The 15433-nt window shown below is 61.6% G+C and carries 16 protein-coding genes and 1 pseudogene; 13 read left to right on the top strand and 4 right to left on the bottom strand.

From position 1 onward, the window contains the following. Nucleotides 1–4: 4 nt before the first annotated feature. From AC6CHO_RS10355 to AC6CHO_RS10330, 6 genes are all read left to right on the top strand, one after another. On the top strand, nucleotides 5–916 hold the full coding sequence (locus AC6CHO_RS10355; protein ID WP_498214932.1) for a co-chaperone YbbN: 912 nt from the start codon (nucleotides 5–7) through the stop codon (nucleotides 914–916). Nucleotides 917–1035: 119 nt separating this feature from the next. Beyond that, nucleotides 1036–1800, top strand: a complete 765-nt coding sequence (locus AC6CHO_RS10350; protein WP_498214931.1) for an ABC transporter ATP-binding protein — start codon at nucleotides 1036–1038, stop codon at nucleotides 1798–1800. Continuing rightward, on the top strand, nucleotides 1776–3341 hold the full coding sequence (locus AC6CHO_RS10345; protein WP_498214930.1) for a transporter: 1566 nt from the start codon (nucleotides 1776–1778) through the stop codon (nucleotides 3339–3341). The genes AC6CHO_RS10350 and AC6CHO_RS10345 overlap by 25 nt, the downstream gene beginning before the upstream one ends. A gap of 224 nt (nucleotides 3342–3565) precedes the next feature. Next, complete coding sequence (locus tag AC6CHO_RS10340; protein ID WP_022876321.1) at nucleotides 3566–3817, top strand: DUF3039 domain-containing protein; 252 nt, start codon at nucleotides 3566–3568, stop codon at nucleotides 3815–3817. A 54-nt stretch (nucleotides 3818–3871) separates the two neighbouring features. After that, complete coding sequence (locus tag AC6CHO_RS10335) at nucleotides 3872–5638, top strand: DEAD/DEAH box helicase (protein WP_060701304.1); 1767 nt, start codon at nucleotides 3872–3874, stop codon at nucleotides 5636–5638. A gap of 212 nt (nucleotides 5639–5850) precedes the next feature. After that, nucleotides 5851–6033: a hypothetical protein gene (locus AC6CHO_RS10330; RefSeq protein WP_498214929.1), complete on the top strand. Its 183-nt coding sequence runs from the start codon at nucleotides 5851–5853 to the stop codon at nucleotides 6031–6033. Between the two features lie 247 nt (nucleotides 6034–6280). On the opposite strand, the gene AC6CHO_RS10325 is transcribed toward AC6CHO_RS10330, so the two are convergent. The 3 genes from AC6CHO_RS10325 to AC6CHO_RS10315 form a co-directional block, all read right to left on the bottom strand. Then, nucleotides 6281–6859 carry a dihydrofolate reductase family protein gene (locus tag AC6CHO_RS10325; RefSeq protein ID WP_498214928.1) on the bottom strand — a complete coding sequence of 193 codons (579 nt, stop codon included), beginning with the start codon at nucleotides 6857–6859 and terminating at the stop codon, nucleotides 6281–6283. Nucleotides 6860–6977: 118 nt separating this feature from the next. Further along, nucleotides 6978–7571, bottom strand: coding sequence for an isochorismatase family protein (locus AC6CHO_RS10320; protein WP_498214927.1), 594 nt, complete (start codon nucleotides 7569–7571; stop codon nucleotides 6978–6980). Nucleotides 7572–7647: 76 nt separating this feature from the next. Beyond that, entirely contained in the window at nucleotides 7648–8946 is a 1299-nt protein-coding gene (locus AC6CHO_RS10315) for a nicotinate phosphoribosyltransferase (RefSeq protein WP_498214926.1), read from the bottom strand. A gap of 144 nt (nucleotides 8947–9090) precedes the next feature. Here AC6CHO_RS10315 and clpS point away from each other — a divergent pair, with 144 nt between their 5' ends. The 7 genes and pseudogenes from clpS (at nucleotide 9091) to rdgB (ending at nucleotide 13574) form a co-directional block, all read left to right on the top strand. Next, nucleotides 9091–9375 (top strand): ATP-dependent Clp protease adapter ClpS, encoded by a 285-nt coding sequence (gene clpS, locus AC6CHO_RS10310; protein ID WP_498214925.1) that lies wholly within the window; start codon nucleotides 9091–9093, stop codon nucleotides 9373–9375. A gap of 2 nt (nucleotides 9376–9377) precedes the next feature. Then, nucleotides 9378–9956: a DUF2017 domain-containing protein gene (locus tag AC6CHO_RS10305; RefSeq protein ID WP_498214924.1), complete on the top strand. Its 579-nt coding sequence runs from the start codon at nucleotides 9378–9380 to the stop codon at nucleotides 9954–9956. A gap of 3 nt (nucleotides 9957–9959) precedes the next feature. Further along, a complete protein-coding gene (murI, locus tag AC6CHO_RS10300) occupies nucleotides 9960–10883 on the top strand; it encodes a glutamate racemase (protein ID WP_060701310.1) in 924 nt (307 codons plus the stop codon). Next, nucleotides 10880–11674: pseudogene (locus tag AC6CHO_RS10295) on the top strand (MBL fold metallo-hydrolase); the annotation flags it as partial. The gene murI and the pseudogene AC6CHO_RS10295, both read left to right, overlap by 4 nt. Before the next feature lie 158 nt (nucleotides 11675–11832). Continuing rightward, the gene (locus tag AC6CHO_RS10290; RefSeq protein WP_498214923.1) at nucleotides 11833–12120 is read left to right on the top strand and encodes a hypothetical protein; all 288 of its coding nucleotides are present in this window, start codon (nucleotides 11833–11835) and stop codon (nucleotides 12118–12120) included. An 87-nt stretch (nucleotides 12121–12207) separates the two neighbouring features. Continuing rightward, complete coding sequence (rph, locus tag AC6CHO_RS10285) at nucleotides 12208–12942, top strand: ribonuclease PH (RefSeq protein WP_498214922.1); 735 nt, start codon at nucleotides 12208–12210, stop codon at nucleotides 12940–12942. Beyond that, entirely contained in the window at nucleotides 12939–13574 is a 636-nt protein-coding gene (rdgB, locus tag AC6CHO_RS10280; protein ID WP_498214921.1) for an RdgB/HAM1 family non-canonical purine NTP pyrophosphatase, read from the top strand. Before rph ends, rdgB begins: the two co-directional genes overlap by 4 nt. A gap of 92 nt (nucleotides 13575–13666) precedes the next feature. On the opposite strand, the gene AC6CHO_RS10275 is transcribed toward rdgB, so the two are convergent. Beyond that, the gene (locus AC6CHO_RS10275; protein ID WP_498214920.1) at nucleotides 13667–15430 is read right to left on the bottom strand and encodes a CotH kinase family protein; all 1764 of its coding nucleotides are present in this window, start codon (nucleotides 15428–15430) and stop codon (nucleotides 13667–13669) included. Nucleotides 15431–15433: the final 3 nt, after the last annotated feature.

The raw sequence follows: 15433 nt of genomic DNA, 5'->3' as shown, positions 1-15433 counted from the left end.
ACCCATGAGCGAAGAGAACATTCCTTCAACCCGTGGCGCGGTAGACCTCTCGGCGTTGGCCCATCATAGCCCGCAGGCCACCGGCACCACCGATTCGGCGGCTGCCAGCTGGACCACCAGCCTGGACGAGGCATCCTTCGAGCAGTTTGTCGGCCTCTCCCAAAGCGTGCCGGCCATCGTGTCTCTGGGTTCGCCCCGGGTGCAGGTCTCGGCTGATCTTGATGCCGTGCTGCGCAGGCTGGTCGATGCCAAGAACGGCAAGTTCGTTCTCGGCGTGGTGGATGCCGAAACCTATCCCCAGATCGCCCAGGCCTTCCAGGCCCAGCAGATTCCGATGGTTGTCGCCCTGGTCAAGGGCCAGCCGGTGCCGCTGTTCCAGGGCCCGGCCGCCGAAGAACAGATTGTGCAGTTGCTGGGCCAGCTGGAGCAGCTCGCCGTGCAGCAGGGCCTGAGCGGAACGGTGCCGCCATTGAGCGGAACCGCTGGAAACACCGAGCCCGAGTTGCCGCCGCTGCACCAGAAGGCCGTGGATGCGATTGACGCGGGCGACTACGCCACCGCCGAAGCCGCCTACCTCGAAGCGCTGAACGAGAAGCCGAACGACCACGACGCGCAGGTAGGCGTCTACCAGGTGCGGCTGCTCTCGCGCACGCAGAACCTCGATTTGAACAAGTCGCGTGAACTGGCAGCGCAGAATCCTCAAGAGATTGCCGCGCAACTCGATGTGGCTGATCTCGATCTGATCGGCGGCCATGTGGAGGATGCCTTCGCCCGTCTGGTGTCGTTGATTTCGAAACTGGCAGACGATGATCGCGAACGAGTTCGCCGCCGCCTCATTGAGCTCTACGCAGTGGTCGGAAACAACGATCCGCGCGTGGCTGCCTCGCGACAGAAATTGGCGCGCGTCCTGTTCTGATCCGTGCCGCTTCGCCTTGCCCCGGCCGACAAGTTCGCTTGTCGGGCGGGGCTTTTTGCACCCAAGATTAATTCCAAAGGATGATGCTTATTGAGCAGGCGTGTTGCTAGCCTGAAAATATGACTCAGATCGCACTGGATATTCGCGGCCTCGCCAAGCAATTTGGCCCCAAGGTCGCGGTGGATAACGTCAGCCTGCAGGTGCCTGCAGGCTCTTTCTATGGCCTCGTAGGCCCCAACGGAGCCGGCAAAACCACGATGCTGTCCATGGCTACCGGACTGCTCCGGCCCGATTCCGGCCAAGCCCTGGCCAATGGGGTGGATATCTGGGCTGATCCCCAGGCGGCCAAGGCAACCCTGGGCGTGCTGGCCGATGGCGTGCGCCAGTTCGACCGGCTGACCGGCCGGCAGCTGGTGAGCTATTCGGGGCTCTTGCGCGGCATGGACCGGGCCGAGGTCGCTGAGCGCACCGAAGACCTGTTGCGCGTGATGGATCTGACCGGGGACGGCGACAAGCTGGTGGTGGACTATTCGGCCGGCATGACCAAGAAGATCTCGCTGGCCACGGCAATGATCCACTCGCCCAAGCTGCTGGTGCTGGATGAGCCCTTCGAGGCCGTTGACCCGGTATCGGCCGCCAATATCCGCGACATCCTTAACCACTACGTTGAATTTGGCGGCACCGTGATCGTGTCCTCGCATGTGATGGATCTCGTGCAGCGCATGTGCACCCACGTGGCAGTGATTGCCGGCGGCGTGCTCAAGGCGCAGGGCTCTGTTGAGCAGGTGCGCGGTGGCATGAGCCTGGAGGACCGGTTCGTTGATCTGGTCGGCGGACGGGCAAATAACGAAGGGCTGTCATGGTTGCGCACATCCTCAAACTGAAGCTCCTGCTGCTGGCCAATGGGTTCAAGCGTTCGACAGGCCAGCTGATCGGCGTGATCATCGGCGGGTTGTACGCCTTAGGGATGATCGTGATGCTCACGCTCGCGGCCTGGTTCCTGGCTGGAGAAACCGCCATCGACGCCGAATTGAGCATCCTCATCGGTTCACTGGCGGTGCTTGGCTGGGCCATCATTCCGCCGCTGCTGACCGGGGTTGACCTGACCCTGGAACCTTCGCGCTTTGTGCACTTCGGCATTCCGCAGAAGGTCCTGGGCCCGGCGCTGGTGCTCTCAGGTTTCATCTCGGTTCCGGCGATCTTGACGATTATCGGGCTGGTTGGAGGGTCACTGATCTGGCGGCTTGATCCGCTGGTGCTGCCGGTTGCCGTCGTGGCGGCCATCGCCACCGCGGTGATGGCCGTTCTGGTCTGCCAGTATTTGACGGTCATGGCCACGGCTCTGCGTGCCAAGCGCCGCTTCCGCGAACTGACTTTCGCCGTGCTGTTCTTGTTGCTGATCTGCCTGGGGCCGATCATCTCCTCGATCGCCTCGGCCGCCAACAGCCTGCTGGACTGGGTCGGCCCGATCGCCAGCGTCCTGGCCTACACGCCGCTCGGAGCCGCCGCGGCCCTGCCCGGTGCGCTGGCCCAAGGCAATTACCTGCAATTTGCCATCTGCTTGATTCTTGCGGTGGTCTACCTGGGTGGACTGTATTGGCTGGTGAACCGGGCGACGGCGCGGGCCACGGTCACCCCTCCGCCTCAACAGCGAGCCGCCAAGCAAAGCGGACTGGGCTTTTTCAAGTACACCCCGGGGACGCCCACTGGCGCTGTGATCGCCCGCGCGCTGACTTATTGGCTCAAGGACCCGCGCTACGCCATCGGGGTGCTGATGGTGCCGGTATTGCCGCTGCTCTTCTGGTTCACCGGCAGCCAGTCCGGAAACTACACCATGATGTATCTGCTGGGGCCCTTGATTGGAGTTCTGCTCGGCTTTTCCATTTCAGCGGATATTTCCTACGACAACACAGCCTTTGCCTTGCACGTGCTGACCGGAGTGTCGGGGCGTGCCGACCGCGCCGGGCGCGCGCTGGCCTGCCTTGCGCTGTCGATTATCCCGGTGCTGGCAGCGGCCATCCTGCCTGGCGCGATCGCTGGCGAAGCATGGCGGATCCCGGGGGACCTGGGCCTGTCGCTGGCCGCTTTGCTGGTTGCTCTGGGCGTGGCCTCGGTGGCCTCGGCGCGCTACACCTATGCGGTGCCCCTGCCGGGGGATAACCCGATGAAAACCCCGCCGGGCAACGGCCTGCGCGTCGCGGTGACGCAGCTGGCCACCATCGGCACCATGGCGATTTTGCTGATTCCGGTGTTCATTCCCTACCTGATGGGGTGGTTCCAGGAATCGCAACCCCTGGGCTTGCTGACCTTGGGCATCGGCCTGGTGCTCGGCGTTGGGCTGCTGTTCGGCGGCATCGCCCTGGGTGGCAAATGGTACGAGCAGCGGACCCCCGAATTGATGCAAGCCGTCATGCTCAACAAATAACGCCCCATGCTTCAGCAGCGACACGGAGCCATCAGCCAGATCCGAAATCAGGCAGGTGGCTCCGTGTCGTTGCTGGCGATCATTCTTCGTGGATAAACCCTGGCAGAACACCGTCGCGGCCCGCAGGTGAACGCGGAAACCAGGGGCGAATGTGCCTTGGATGTGGACAAGCTCCCATGCTGATCGGACGGACAGCGGGGCCAATCCGTATTAGACTTGAAGGCATGGTGGAACAGTCTGAAGAAACCCGTGGCGGCACAGCGACAATCGAGCGTACCGAGACAACCCAGAGTGTCGAGGCCGGCGATCATGAGCGATTTGCCCACTACGTGCAGAAGGAAAAGATCATGGAGTCGGCGCTGTCCGGCGAACCAGTGATCGCTTTGTGCGGCAAGGTCTGGACCCCGGGTCGAGACCCGAAGAAGTTCCCGGTATGCCCTGAGTGCAAGGAAGTCTACGACTCCTTGATGGGGTAGTGCCCGAGAAAAACAGCACTACTTCACACACAGCACGCAGCCGGGAAAAGGTATATGACCGAGACACTCTTTGATTTTGGCGACAAGCTTCCACTGGAAGACAAGCTCCCCGTAGCGTATCCGGAACGTGCAGCCTGGGGAACCGGGCCCAAGCTCCGTGCCTGGCAGGCAGAGGCCCTGGCCCAGTACTTTGAAACCGAGCCCAGGGACTTCATGGCCGTGGCAACACCTGGCGCAGGCAAGACCACCTTCGCGCTGCGCCTGGCCAAGGTGCTGATCGACTCCGGCAAGATCAACCGCATGATCGTTGTTGCCCCGACCGACCACTTGAAAAAGCAGTGGGCCGACTCGGCAGCACGCGTGGGCATCGCCCTGGACCCGAATTACAAGAACTCGGATGGGCGCCACGGCTCGCACTACATGGGCGTGGTCGTGACCTATGCGCAGGTGGCCTTGAAGCCAGCGGTGCACCGTGCCAAGACCGAGAATGCCCGCACCCTGGTGATCATGGATGAGGTCCACCACGCAGGTGACGCACTGTCCTGGGGCGATGGCATCCGCGAAGCCTTTGAACCAGCAACACGCCGCTTGGCGCTGACCGGAACGCCGTTCCGCTCGGATGCCGCGCCGATTCCCTTTGTGCAGTACATCGACGAGGGCGACGGGATTCGCCGTTCCAAGGCCGACTACACCTATGGCTACGGCAACGCGCTAGCCGACCACGTGGTTCGACCGGTGCTCTTCATGGCCTACTCGGGCAATATGCGTTGGCGCACCGCCGCCGGCGAGGAAATGGAAGCCAACCTCGGCGAGGGGTTCACCAAGGATGTCACCGCCCATGCCTGGCGCACGGCGCTGGACCCCCATGGCGACTGGATCCCCTCGGTGCTGCAGGCAGCTGACCGGCGGCTGTCAGAAGTGCGCCGCACCGTCAAGGACGCTGGCGGGCTCATTATCGCCACCGACCATGAAGACGCCCGCGGATATGCTGCCCAGCTTGAGGCCATTTGCGGGGAGAAGGTCACCACCATTCTTTCCGACGATCCCAAGGCGTCGCAGAAAATTGACGACTTCTCCGCCTCGGAGGCCCGCTGGATGGTGGCCGTGCGCATGGTGTCCGAAGGCGTCGACGTGCCTCGGCTCTGTGTTGGCGTCTACGCCACCAGCACCTCGACTCCATTGTTCTTCGCCCAGGCTGTCGGGCGCTTTGTGCGAAGCCGCAAGCGTGGTGAAGTTGCCAGCGTCTTCCTTCCCTCGGTGCCGATCCTGATGGCCTTGGCCAATGAGATGGAAGTCGAGCGCGACCATGCCTTGGACAAGGAAGGCTCCAAGGACGAAGACGGCCTGGACGATTCCCTGCTCGAGGAAGCCAACAAGGAAGACAAAGCCAGCGACGATCTGGTGCGCAGCAAGTTCGAGGCGCTCAATTCCCAGGCTTCTTTTGACCGGGTGCTCTTTGACGGCGGGGAGTTCGGCACTGGTGCTGATATCGGCAGCGATGAAGAACTCGGATTCCTTGGCATTCCGGGCCTGCTGGAAACCGATCAGGTCTCCGAGCTGCTGCGCAAGCAGCAGAGCAAGCAGATTAATCGGGGCGGGACCAAGCCTGAACCGGTTTCGGATCACCGGCGGATGATGGATTTGCGCTCCAAGCTGTCCAAGAATGTCTCGGCGTGGGCTGCCCGCACCGGCATGCCCCACGGGCAGGTCCACAACAAGCTGCGCAGCGTATGCGGGGGACCAGCGGTGCCGCAGGCCACTGCGGACCAGTTGCAGGCACGCATCGATAAATTGCAGGACTGGTTCGTCGGCCGCAAATAGGGGCCCGGGGAGAACCAGGTGCCATAATGCAGCCATGCCCAAAAAAGTATTGTCGGCCGCTGCCCAGGTCCATCGCAGAGATCGTGCCCGGGCAGCAGCCGCATATCTAGACCCTCGCGAACCGATGGCCTGGGTGGGTGCTAGTGCTAGGCAACCGGGCTTTCGCCCTCATGGCCTGCACCCGGTCATTGGACAGCGGGGACGCGGGCCCAATGACCGTAGTATCCACCGCAATTAAGTTGGCCATCCCGGTAACCGCAGGCATGGTGTTTTTTGGCGATGCTGCGCGCCCCGGATGCGAAGGCTGCAAGTTCGCGGTTCTTGCCCTGTCGTTGGGCTCCGGGCTGTGGCCCGCCTTTCAACCTGGCGCCGGCCCGAACTTGGTCGGAAAGTAAAAGGCAAAAGATCTTCGAAGGGCCACCGGGGCGTGAACAGATCATGGACGATCGACCGTTCTGCCTTGTGGGGCGGGTGCTGGCCTGCTCCTTTGGAATGTTCAGCGAGGCTGCAACCGGGTGGAAACCGGACCCGCGCATTACCTTGCTACCGGATTCCACGGCTTGTGATCATGCGGAACGAAGGATTTTCCAGGCCGCCAGCGTTGTTCGGCAGCACCCGGGCACCCGGTCGATTTCGAGCGGTTCAAACACGATCGTAGGTCAAGACCCTCACGCCTGAATCCAGCGCCGTTTCCCCGCTGAGGCGGAAGGGCTGGATATGGAATGGTCCGTTGAACAACGGGATGCCTGAACCAATGATCGAGCTGTGCTGTTTGAGCACGAGGCGGTCGATTTCCGGAAGCAGGCTGTGCGCCAGGCTCCCACCGCCAACAAGCCACAAGTCCTTGCCTTCCTCCGACTTGAGCTCGCGAACCCGTTCCAGTGCCTGGCCCCGGACCACTTCGATGGATGGATCCTCGGCCATGAGAGTAGTTGAGAAGACGATGTGGCGAAGGTGCGGATAAGCATTGGTGAGCCCGGCGGCCAACCCGACTTCGTAGGAAGCCCGGCCTTCCAGCACTGTGTCGAAGGCCTGGCCTGGACCGCTGACGCCCAAAGCCTGGCGCGCAGGCGCAGGCAGTGTCTCGGGGTACTGCCCGACGATGAACTCGATGTCGCTCTTGGCCACCGGGAAATACGGTTCTCCACTAGGATCGCCGCCACCTGGTCCAGCAATATAACCGTCCAGTGTCGAGGCCACGTAGTACACGAGCTTTCGCATGCTCATCCCTTCTCCGGACATCGCCTATGCCCTCAGCATGCCACACCCTGGCCACGGGTCAAGCACATTGCCCGCTGCCGGGGCTAGGATGCGGCCCTTGGCCGCTCGTGGGCCAGTATCAGCCGAGGCTTAGCACAGTCACGCCGGAAGCGCGGAGTTCACCGTGGACTTCCGGCAGCATTTCGGGACGGACCGCAGCGGTCAATGGCGAGATCACCGTGGTGGCAAGTCCTTCGGCAGCGGCATCCAGGGCCGTGGCACGCACGCAATGATCCGCGGCGAGACCAACGATATCCACTGCGGTAATGCCACGGGCATGCAACCAGGGAGCCAAAAGCATGCCGTTCTCGTCGCCGAGAGGCGCCGAAGGATCCAGCTCGCGTGCTTCGAAGCCCGAATACGCAGCGGTGTAACGGCCCTTGGCGAAGCGGGCATCGACCGGTATTTCCCGGATCAGCGGATGCAATGCTGCGCCATCGGTGCCAGCGACGCAATGCACCGGCCACGAATCAACAAAATCGGGCGATGCGGAAAAATGGGATCCAGGATCAATGTGCCAGTCCTGCGTGGTGACAATGGCCGAATAGCTCTGGCGGCGTTCGGCCACGTCGCTGGCGATGGCCGCAGCTACGGCGTTTCCACCGGTTACGGGCAAGGCTCCGCCTTCGCAAAAGTCAGGTTGCAGATCAATGATCAACAGGGCTCGGGTCATAGCGTGCTCCTTGAGGCGGGCCGGCGATTCCACGTGAGGAAAGGCTACGGCCCGCAACTGAGATTTTCGTGTGTTTTCAGTCCTGGATCATGATCGTCGGGATCACTGGCTCGCCGCGCTGCAACTTGCGGGCTATGCCGGGCAGTTCCTGGGTGGAAGCACGGTGTCGTTCGGTGGCCTTGCGGACTCCGGCAGCACCCGTGTACGACATGTCGATCTCCCCATTGACCACCAGCGGCACCACCAGGTCGCGCTCCGGTCCTCCGGTGGTGTGCTCGGTGGTGGAGACAATCTCGGCCACGGCGCGGTCGCGGTCATTGAGCTGTCGCACCGCGTGCTTGCGCCCGCCGACGCTGGCCTTGTTGGCGGCAGCCTTGGCCACCGGGATCCAGCTGCCGGCATCATCCTGGCGGGCCACCAGCTTGTAGACCATCGAAGCGGTGGGGTGCCCGGAACCGGTGACCAGAGCGGTGCCCACGCCATAGGCATCAACCGGCGCACTGGCCAATGCGGCAATCGCATACTCATCCAGATCGGAGGTGACGGTGATCTTGGTGTTCCAGTTGCCCAGGTCATCGAGCAGTTGGCGCACCCAGCCGGCCTGCTGCACCAGGTCGCCCGAATCCAGCCGGACTCCGCCCAATTCAGGGCCTGCGACCTCAACGGCGGTGCGCACGCCGTTCTCGACATCATAGGTATCCACCAGCAAGATGGTGTCCTTGCCCAGCGACGCCACCTGGGCTTCGAAGGCAGCTCGCTCTGAATCATGCAGCAGCGTGAACGAGTGGGCTGAGGTGCCCACGGTCTTCAGCCCATAGCGCGCGCCGGCTTCCAGATTCGAGGTCGAGGTGAACCCGGCGATCATGGCAGCGCGAGCGGCGGCGACGGCCGACTCTTCATGGGTGCGGCGCGAACCCATTTCAATGCAGGGGCGGTCTCCGGCCGAAGCGATCATGCGCGAAGCCGCCGAGGCAATGGCCGAGTCATGGTTCATGACCGACAACAGGTAGGTTTCAATCACGCAGGCTTCGGCGAAGGTGGATTCCACGGTCAGCAGGGGCGAGTTGGGGAAGTAGAGCTCGCCTTCGGCGTAGCCGGAGATATTTCCGCTGAAGCGGTAGTTTTCCAGGTACTTGATGGTCTGCGCGTTCACCACCCGGTGATCGGAGAGGAAGCGGAGCTGTTCCTCGTCGAAGTGGAAGCCGGCCAGTCCTTCCAGCAGGCGGCCGGTGCCGCCGACTACGCCATAGCGTCGACCTTCAGGCAAGCGCCGCGCGAAAGCTTCAAACACGGATGGGCGGTGGGCTGCACCGGACTCGAGGGCCGCCTGAAGCATGGTCAACTCGTAGTGGTCGGTGAAGAGGCTGGTGCGCATGGGACGCTCCTGGGGATCGAAAAAAGTATCAGCGGTGGTGTTGCACGTTCTGGCAGACCGGTTTTACTGTATAACGCCTCACGCTGAAGGTGATATTTACCGTGTCCTGTGTGGCGTTCAGGATCCGCGCGTAAAATAGGGATCATGACCGCAATGCCCGATGTACTTCCCGACATGGAAACAGCCGCCACCAACGAAAAGCCCTGGCGCTTGATTGTGTGGAATGACCCGGTGAACTTGATGAGCTACGTGGCTTATGTGTTCCGTTCCTACTTCGGGTTCAGCGCAGAAAAGGCCGAACAGCTCATGATGCAGGTGCACCATGACGGTTTTTGCGCCGTGCGCAGTGGCAGCCGCGAGGCAATTGAATCGGATGTCCAGGCCATGCACGGATTCGGGCTAAATGCGACTATGACCCAGGGGGCCTGAGAGTGGCCAAGGCTTTTAAAAACGGTGCCCACGGAATTACCGGCACTCTGCACTCGGCTGAGCGCAAATTGCTCCGCGAACTTTTCGGCGATGTGATCACCATGCTCGAAGAACGTGCCGAAGTGCATCAGCTGCCCGAGGACATCGACCCCCTATACGCACTGACCGGGATGCGTCCCGAGTCGATGGATTTGCCTCCGGTCTCCGATCCGGCGCTGGCCAAGCTTCTGCCCGATGCCAGTGATGACCCGGTGGTGGCTGCAGAGCACCGGCGGCTGACCGAAGCGGACCTGATTGCGCAAAAATCCGGCCGGCTGCGCGAGGCCCAGTTCCTTCTGGAAACCGACAAGATCGTGTTGGACAAGGACAAGGCGCAGCGCTTCGCCCAGGCGCTGAACGATGTCCGGCTGGTTCTGGCCGAGCGCCTGGAGATCCGCGATGAGCAAGATGCCGCACGGGTTTCCGAGATGCTGGATGCCGCCGACGTTGAAACTCCCGAAGAGTACCTGGCCTTGGTCTACAACCTGGTTTCGTGGGTACAAGATACGTTGATGGGTGCACTGATGGATGCGGAGTCCTGATCGATGAATTCCTATTTTGCCACCGGCCAGGTTTCAGTTCCCGACTCCGATACGCCTATCGGCATTTTCGATTCCGGGGTCGGGGGATTGACCGTCGCCCGCGCGATTATCGACCAGCTGCCCGGCGAGTCGCTGATCTATGTGGGGGACACCGCTAATTCCCCCTATGGCCCGTTGCCTATTGCCCAGGTGCGGGCCAACGCCTTGGGCGTCATGGACGAATTGGTGGATGCCGGCGTGAAGCTGCTGGTGATCGCGTGCAATTCAGCTTCGGCCGCAGTGCTGCGCGATGCCCGTGAACGGTACACTGCCCGATACGGAATCCCGGTGGTGGAAGTCATCCAGCCGGCCGTGCGACGTGCGGTGGCCGGCTCCAAGAATGGCAAGATCGGGATCATCGGAACGCAAGCCACGGTGGGCTCGCGCGCCTACGAAGACGCCTTTGCCGCCGCCCCGAATTTGCAGGTGACCTCGGTGGCGTGCCCGCGATTCGTAGAGTTCGTGGAATCCGGCATTACCGCGGGAGCCGAACTTCTGCAGATCGCCCAGGAGTACCTGGCGCCGTTGCAGGAAGCGGGCGTGGATACCCTGATTCTGGGATGTACCCACTATCCGCTGCTGACCGGCGTGATTTCCTATGTCATGGGTGATGGCGTCACATTGGTTTCCAGTGCGGAAGAAACAGCGAAGGATGTTTTCCGTGCCTTGACGCGGCATTCGTTGGTGCGCGAAGACGGCATCGCGGCGCGTCATGAGTTCCTTGCCACAGGCAACGCTGATAGTTTTGGTGTACTGGCTCGCCGTTTCCTCGGACCCGAGGTGTTGCAGGTGCGCCACGTGGACCATGTGGCCGCCCACTACCCGACTGGCGCTATTGCGCGGATTACTCCGCAAATGATCGCCGCGTCGAAAGCGAGAAACGAATGAAGCTGACCATCATTGGATGCACCGGGTCGTTCCCGGGACCGGGGTCACCCGCGTCCTGCTACCTGGTGTCGGCCTTTGATGGCACGCGCGACTGGAAGATCCTCCTGGACCTGGGCTCCGGCGCGCTGGGAGTTCTGCAGCGCTACACGGATCTCAAGGACATTGATGGGATCATGATTTCCCATTTGCACCCGGACCACTGCATGGACCTTTGCGGCATGCACGTTGCGATCCGCTGGGACCCGAACGGCTGGGGCCGCGACCGGATGCTGGTGCACGGTCCCGAAGCGACCGCAGACCGAATTGAAACTGCCTATTCCTTGCCGGATGGCGACACCATGGCCAAGGATTACGACTTCCAGGTATGGCAGCCGAACAAGCCAGTGAAAATCGGTCCATTCACCATCACCCCATTTCCGGTGCGCCACCCGATCGAGGAAGCCTACGCTTTGCGTGTGGAGGCCAGCGAACCCGGCCCAGACGGTGAACTGCTGACCAGCGTACTGACCTACTCGGGCGATACCGACACCTGCGATGGCCTGGTTGAAGCGGCCAAGGACGCCGACATGTTCCTCTGCGAGGCCGCCTTTGAAGAAGGCCGCGATGACCATATCGACGGGGTGCACCTGACCGGCAAGCGTGCCGGCGAGATGGCCACGGCTGCTGGCGTTGAACGCATGCTTTTGACTCACATTCCCGTCTGGACCGATATCAACAAGGTCGTCGAGGAAGCCAAGGGAACCTATAACGGCGGCATTGCCGTGGCGGTATCCGGAGTGACCTACGGCGTCTATTCGGGCAGCCTGAAGGAAGAAAAGGACCCGGCCCTGTTCAAGGGGGAGCGCGGTACCGATTACCTCAAGACGCGTACCGGAACTTTGCCGACCATCTCTTATGAAAAGACGCGCAAGTTCCCGCTGCTCAAGCGCAAGAAGTAAGTACGCAGGACATGGTGGGAGCACCGGCCAAGGGGAAGCAATCTCTCCTGGCCGGTGCTTTTCATTTTGCCGCGGCTATTCAGCGGGCGTTGTGCTACGAACCGCGAATTGATGAGCAGGGAGCCATGACGATGGCCAACTGCCAATTCCATTCGGCGGCCCAGCCGCATACCGAGCTGGTCTGCGAGATGATCCACCAGCTGGTTTCCGGGGTACTGGACGGATGCGGGCAACGCTGCCAGCGCGCGCAGTTGCAGCCAGGCGAGGGCAGATGCTGCGTGGTGGTCGTTCCCGACTAGGGAAACTTCCGGCAGCGAGGTGCATTTCACCGTAATGCTGGAGCCATCTCGTGAAATTCTGGTCTCCAGCGTGGTTAGGATGGAACCATGACTTTACGCGCTGACGGCCGAGGAGCCGCGCAACTTCGAGACATCACCATCACCCGCGGCTGGTCCGCCCAGGCCGAAGGGTCTGCACTGATTGAATTCGGCAACACCCGGGTACTGTGCACCGCTTCCTTCACCGAAGGCGTGCCGCGCTGGCTCAAGGGCCAGGGAACCGGCTGGGTCACCGCCGAATACGCCATGCTGCCGCGTGCCACGAACACCCGCAACTCCCGCGAATCCGTCAAGGGCAAGCTGTCCGGACGCACCCACGAGATCTCGCGCCTTATCGGACGCTCGCTGCGCGCCGTGGTGGATACCAAGGCGCTGGGCGAAAACACCATCGTTCTTGACTGCGACGTGCTGCAGGCCGACGGCGGCACCCGTACCGCGGCAATCACCGGCGCCTATGTGGCATTGGCAGAAGCCATTTCCTGGGCCCGTTCGCAGGGCATCGTGAAGGAAAACGCCAAGGTGCTCACCGACTCGGTCGCTGCCATCTCCGTCGGCATCATCGACGGCACCCCGATGCTTGACCTGCCATACGAGGAAGACGTCCGCGCCGAGACCGATATGAACGTCGTGGTCACCGGTTCCGGCGACTTCGTCGAAGTACAGGGCACCGCCGAAGGCGTTCCATTCAAGCGCTCCGAACTGGATTCGCTGCTTGACCTTGCCCTGGGCGGAACCAACGAGCTGGCACAGATCCAGCACGACACCTTGAAAAACAGCAAATGAGCCAGCCCGTTCTAGTTCTCGCTTCGCATAACCAGGGCAAGCTGCGTGAACTTCGCGAATTGCTGCGCGGACAGGTGCCAGGCCTGGATGTCGATACCCAGGTCATTGACGCCGCCACCGCGGGGGCCACGGATCCGGTCGAAGACCAGGTGACTTTCCAGGGCAACGCGCTGAAAAAGGCCCGTGAAATTGCCGCATCGACGGGACTGGTTGCGCTCGCCGACGACTCGGGCCTGAGCGTCGACGTGCTCGGTGGCGCCCCGGGTATTTTCTCGGCTCGCTGGTCCGGGGTCCACGGAAATGACGAGGCAAATATCGACTTGCTGCTCGCGCAGCTTGGCGATATCGCCGCTGAACATCGCGGAGCGCAGTTCGTCTGTGCCGCCGCTTTGGCGACTCCTCAAGGCGGCGAGCACGTTGAGCTGGGCCAGGTCGAGGGCCTGCTGCGTACCGAACGTGCCGGCGAGCATGGCTTCGGATACGACCCCATCTTTGAACCGGCCGGGGCGGGCAAGTCGATGGCAGAGCACACGCCGGAAGAGAAGAACGCGATCTCGCATCGCGCTCGGGCCTTCGCTGCCTTGCTGCCTGCGATCGTCGAGGCCGTGAGCAAGGCCTTGGAGAACAACTGATTTTCACCGCATAACGCCAGCTGGCACCTCCCTTCGTGGAAAGTGCCAGCTGGCGTTTGCCATCCCCGGCTACGGCGCCGATCTGACCGGTTTCAGGAACTGGAAGTCGTTGAAGCACCAGGTGAGGCTTCATCTTCTTCGGTCTTGGGAGCGGTAGACGGCTGTTGGGTACCCGGGCTCGATGATTGTGTCGAATCCGAGGTGAAATGCGAACGGATGGTGTCCGCTTCGCTGTTCACCGTTTCTGCATCAATCAGGTCGCTGGCCTCGTTATTCAACAGCGTGGTCCACTTGTCGAGGATTTCCTCGGCGGTGCCGGATTCATAGAGCTTGTCGGTAAGTTCAGTCTTGGCAGCTTCATACTGTGCCTTGAAATCTTCGTCCGCCAGGAATCGGGTTACCAGCGGGTTGGATTTTCCTCCCATCGACTTGCCGCCGTTTTGGCCATCTGCCGGCATGTCCTTGGCAGTATCAGCCGTGCCATCAGCTGTTTTGGTGTCGTCCGTTGAATTCTGCTCTGGGGGAGCCATGGCCCCATCTGGCGCGCCACCCTGGCCATTCATTTCAGGCCGTTGGCCTCCGCCGCCGAATGACAGGCCCTCTGGCATCTCGCCATTGGCAAGATCTTCCAGGACGTCGATCAGTTGTGTGCCGTCTTCCAACGTCATCTGTTCGAGGAGCTCAATTCCGTCCGGAACCGTTCCTGCCTCTATTCGCTTTTTGGCATCGGCGAGCTTCATCCCGTCCGGCAACATGCTGGTGAGCAATGAATCGGCATCCATCTTGCCGGGCCCACCGCCATTGCCTCCACCCATGGGCCCACCGCCATTGCCTCCACCCATGGGACCGCCGCCGCCCATCCCGCCGGGACCAGAGCCGAAGGAAAGGTTTTGATCCCACGCAACGACCGTCATCTTCTTCGAGGCTGCATCGTATCTCAGGAAGGAGTTATTGCCCGGTCCGTCAATGTCGTCGGTGTTTGACACCAGGTCCTGCATGGCTAAATACGTAGCGAACTGGTCAGTGTCGAGGTAGTCCGATAGCTTGCTGGAGAAATCTTCATCCGATGAGTTGTTCACGAAATCCAGGAACGTGGCCACCGGCGCGAGATCGTCTGCACCGGATTCCACTTCGAAGGCAGATTCATAGTCGCTAGCTGCGTCTCCACGGTAGGAGTAGTCGCCATCGGCGTCGGCTTTGTAGGTGATGCCCTCGCCGTCAAAAGTCTCTTCGCTGTAGAGCTCGTCGGATGGATTGTCTATGACCAAGCGCAGTTCGGCATCCGTACCGTTCAGCGAGAATCGAGTCGCCGCCGCATGCTCGGTGGCAAGGCCCGCTTCGCCAAGCAGGTCAAGGGCCACCGCCTCATTCAGCGAGGATTCACTGGAATTGGTTCTGATAACAAATTCCGTTCGGCCCGAATAGCTCTGGTTCGCCTCGAACTTATCCAGCCGCAGAATCCACGGCAGCGATGCGGGATCCGATGATTCATCCGCACCGCGAAGAGTGGAGTTCCCCTTCAGCTTCAGGCCCACATTTTTGAATGTTGTCCCGTCGATGGTGACTTCAGCGGAAATCCAATCCTTTGTTCCGTCAGCCGCGTAGGCCTTCAGCGCGGCGGTGATGTCGTCGGGTTCAGCGTTCACGCTGATCTCATGCACGGAATCTGCGTTGAAGAATGCAGCTGTTTCGGTGCTGATATCGGTGTTCACGACACTCTGCGCCGACGCTGCATTGGTGCAACTTGCAAGGGCAAGGGCGGCAATGGACAATGACGCGACGGCAGTCATGGCCCGTGGGGCCCTGAATCCGAACTGGCGCGGGGGCTGGGCCCGGTGACGAGGTGTGTTAGTCATGAT

It is taken from the genome of Glutamicibacter sp. GQ173 (assembly GCF_059759215.1).
The sequence above is the reverse complement of the archived record's forward strand: the minus strand, read 5'-3'. Positions and strand labels throughout refer to the sequence as shown.

Excerpts from the sequence above, each read along its gene's own strand:
- clpS (WP_498214925.1), top strand. The coding sequence starts at position 9,091 with ATGACCGCAATGCCCGATGTACTTCCCGACATGGAAACAGCCGCCACC.
- rph (WP_498214922.1), top strand. The coding sequence starts at position 12,208 with ATGACTTTACGCGCTGACGGCCGAGGAGCCGCGCAACTTCGAGACATC.
- AC6CHO_RS10290 (WP_498214923.1), top strand. The coding sequence starts at position 11,833 with ATGGTGGGAGCACCGGCCAAGGGGAAGCAATCTCTCCTGGCCGGTGCT.
- AC6CHO_RS10320 (WP_498214927.1), bottom strand. The coding sequence starts at position 7,571 with ATGACCCGAGCCCTGTTGATCATTGATCTGCAACCTGACTTTTGCGAA.
- AC6CHO_RS10345 (WP_498214930.1), top strand. The coding sequence starts at position 1,776 with ATGGTTGCGCACATCCTCAAACTGAAGCTCCTGCTGCTGGCCAATGGG.
- AC6CHO_RS10350 (WP_498214931.1), top strand. The coding sequence starts at position 1,036 with ATGACTCAGATCGCACTGGATATTCGCGGCCTCGCCAAGCAATTTGGC.
- rdgB (WP_498214921.1), top strand. The coding sequence starts at position 12,939 with ATGAGCCAGCCCGTTCTAGTTCTCGCTTCGCATAACCAGGGCAAGCTG.
- AC6CHO_RS10275 (WP_498214920.1), bottom strand. The coding sequence starts at position 15,430 with ATGACTAACACACCTCGTCACCGGGCCCAGCCCCCGCGCCAGTTCGGA.
- AC6CHO_RS10340 (WP_022876321.1), top strand. The coding sequence starts at position 3,566 with ATGGTGGAACAGTCTGAAGAAACCCGTGGCGGCACAGCGACAATCGAG.
- AC6CHO_RS10355 (WP_498214932.1), top strand. The coding sequence starts at position 5 with ATGAGCGAAGAGAACATTCCTTCAACCCGTGGCGCGGTAGACCTCTCG.
- murI (WP_060701310.1), top strand. The coding sequence starts at position 9,960 with ATGAATTCCTATTTTGCCACCGGCCAGGTTTCAGTTCCCGACTCCGAT.
- AC6CHO_RS10325 (WP_498214928.1), bottom strand. The coding sequence starts at position 6,859 with ATGCGAAAGCTCGTGTACTACGTGGCCTCGACACTGGACGGTTATATT.
- AC6CHO_RS10330 (WP_498214929.1), top strand. The coding sequence starts at position 5,851 with ATGACCGTAGTATCCACCGCAATTAAGTTGGCCATCCCGGTAACCGCA.
- AC6CHO_RS10315 (WP_498214926.1), bottom strand. The coding sequence starts at position 8,946 with ATGCGCACCAGCCTCTTCACCGACCACTACGAGTTGACCATGCTTCAG.
- AC6CHO_RS10335 (WP_060701304.1), top strand. The coding sequence starts at position 3,872 with ATGACCGAGACACTCTTTGATTTTGGCGACAAGCTTCCACTGGAAGAC.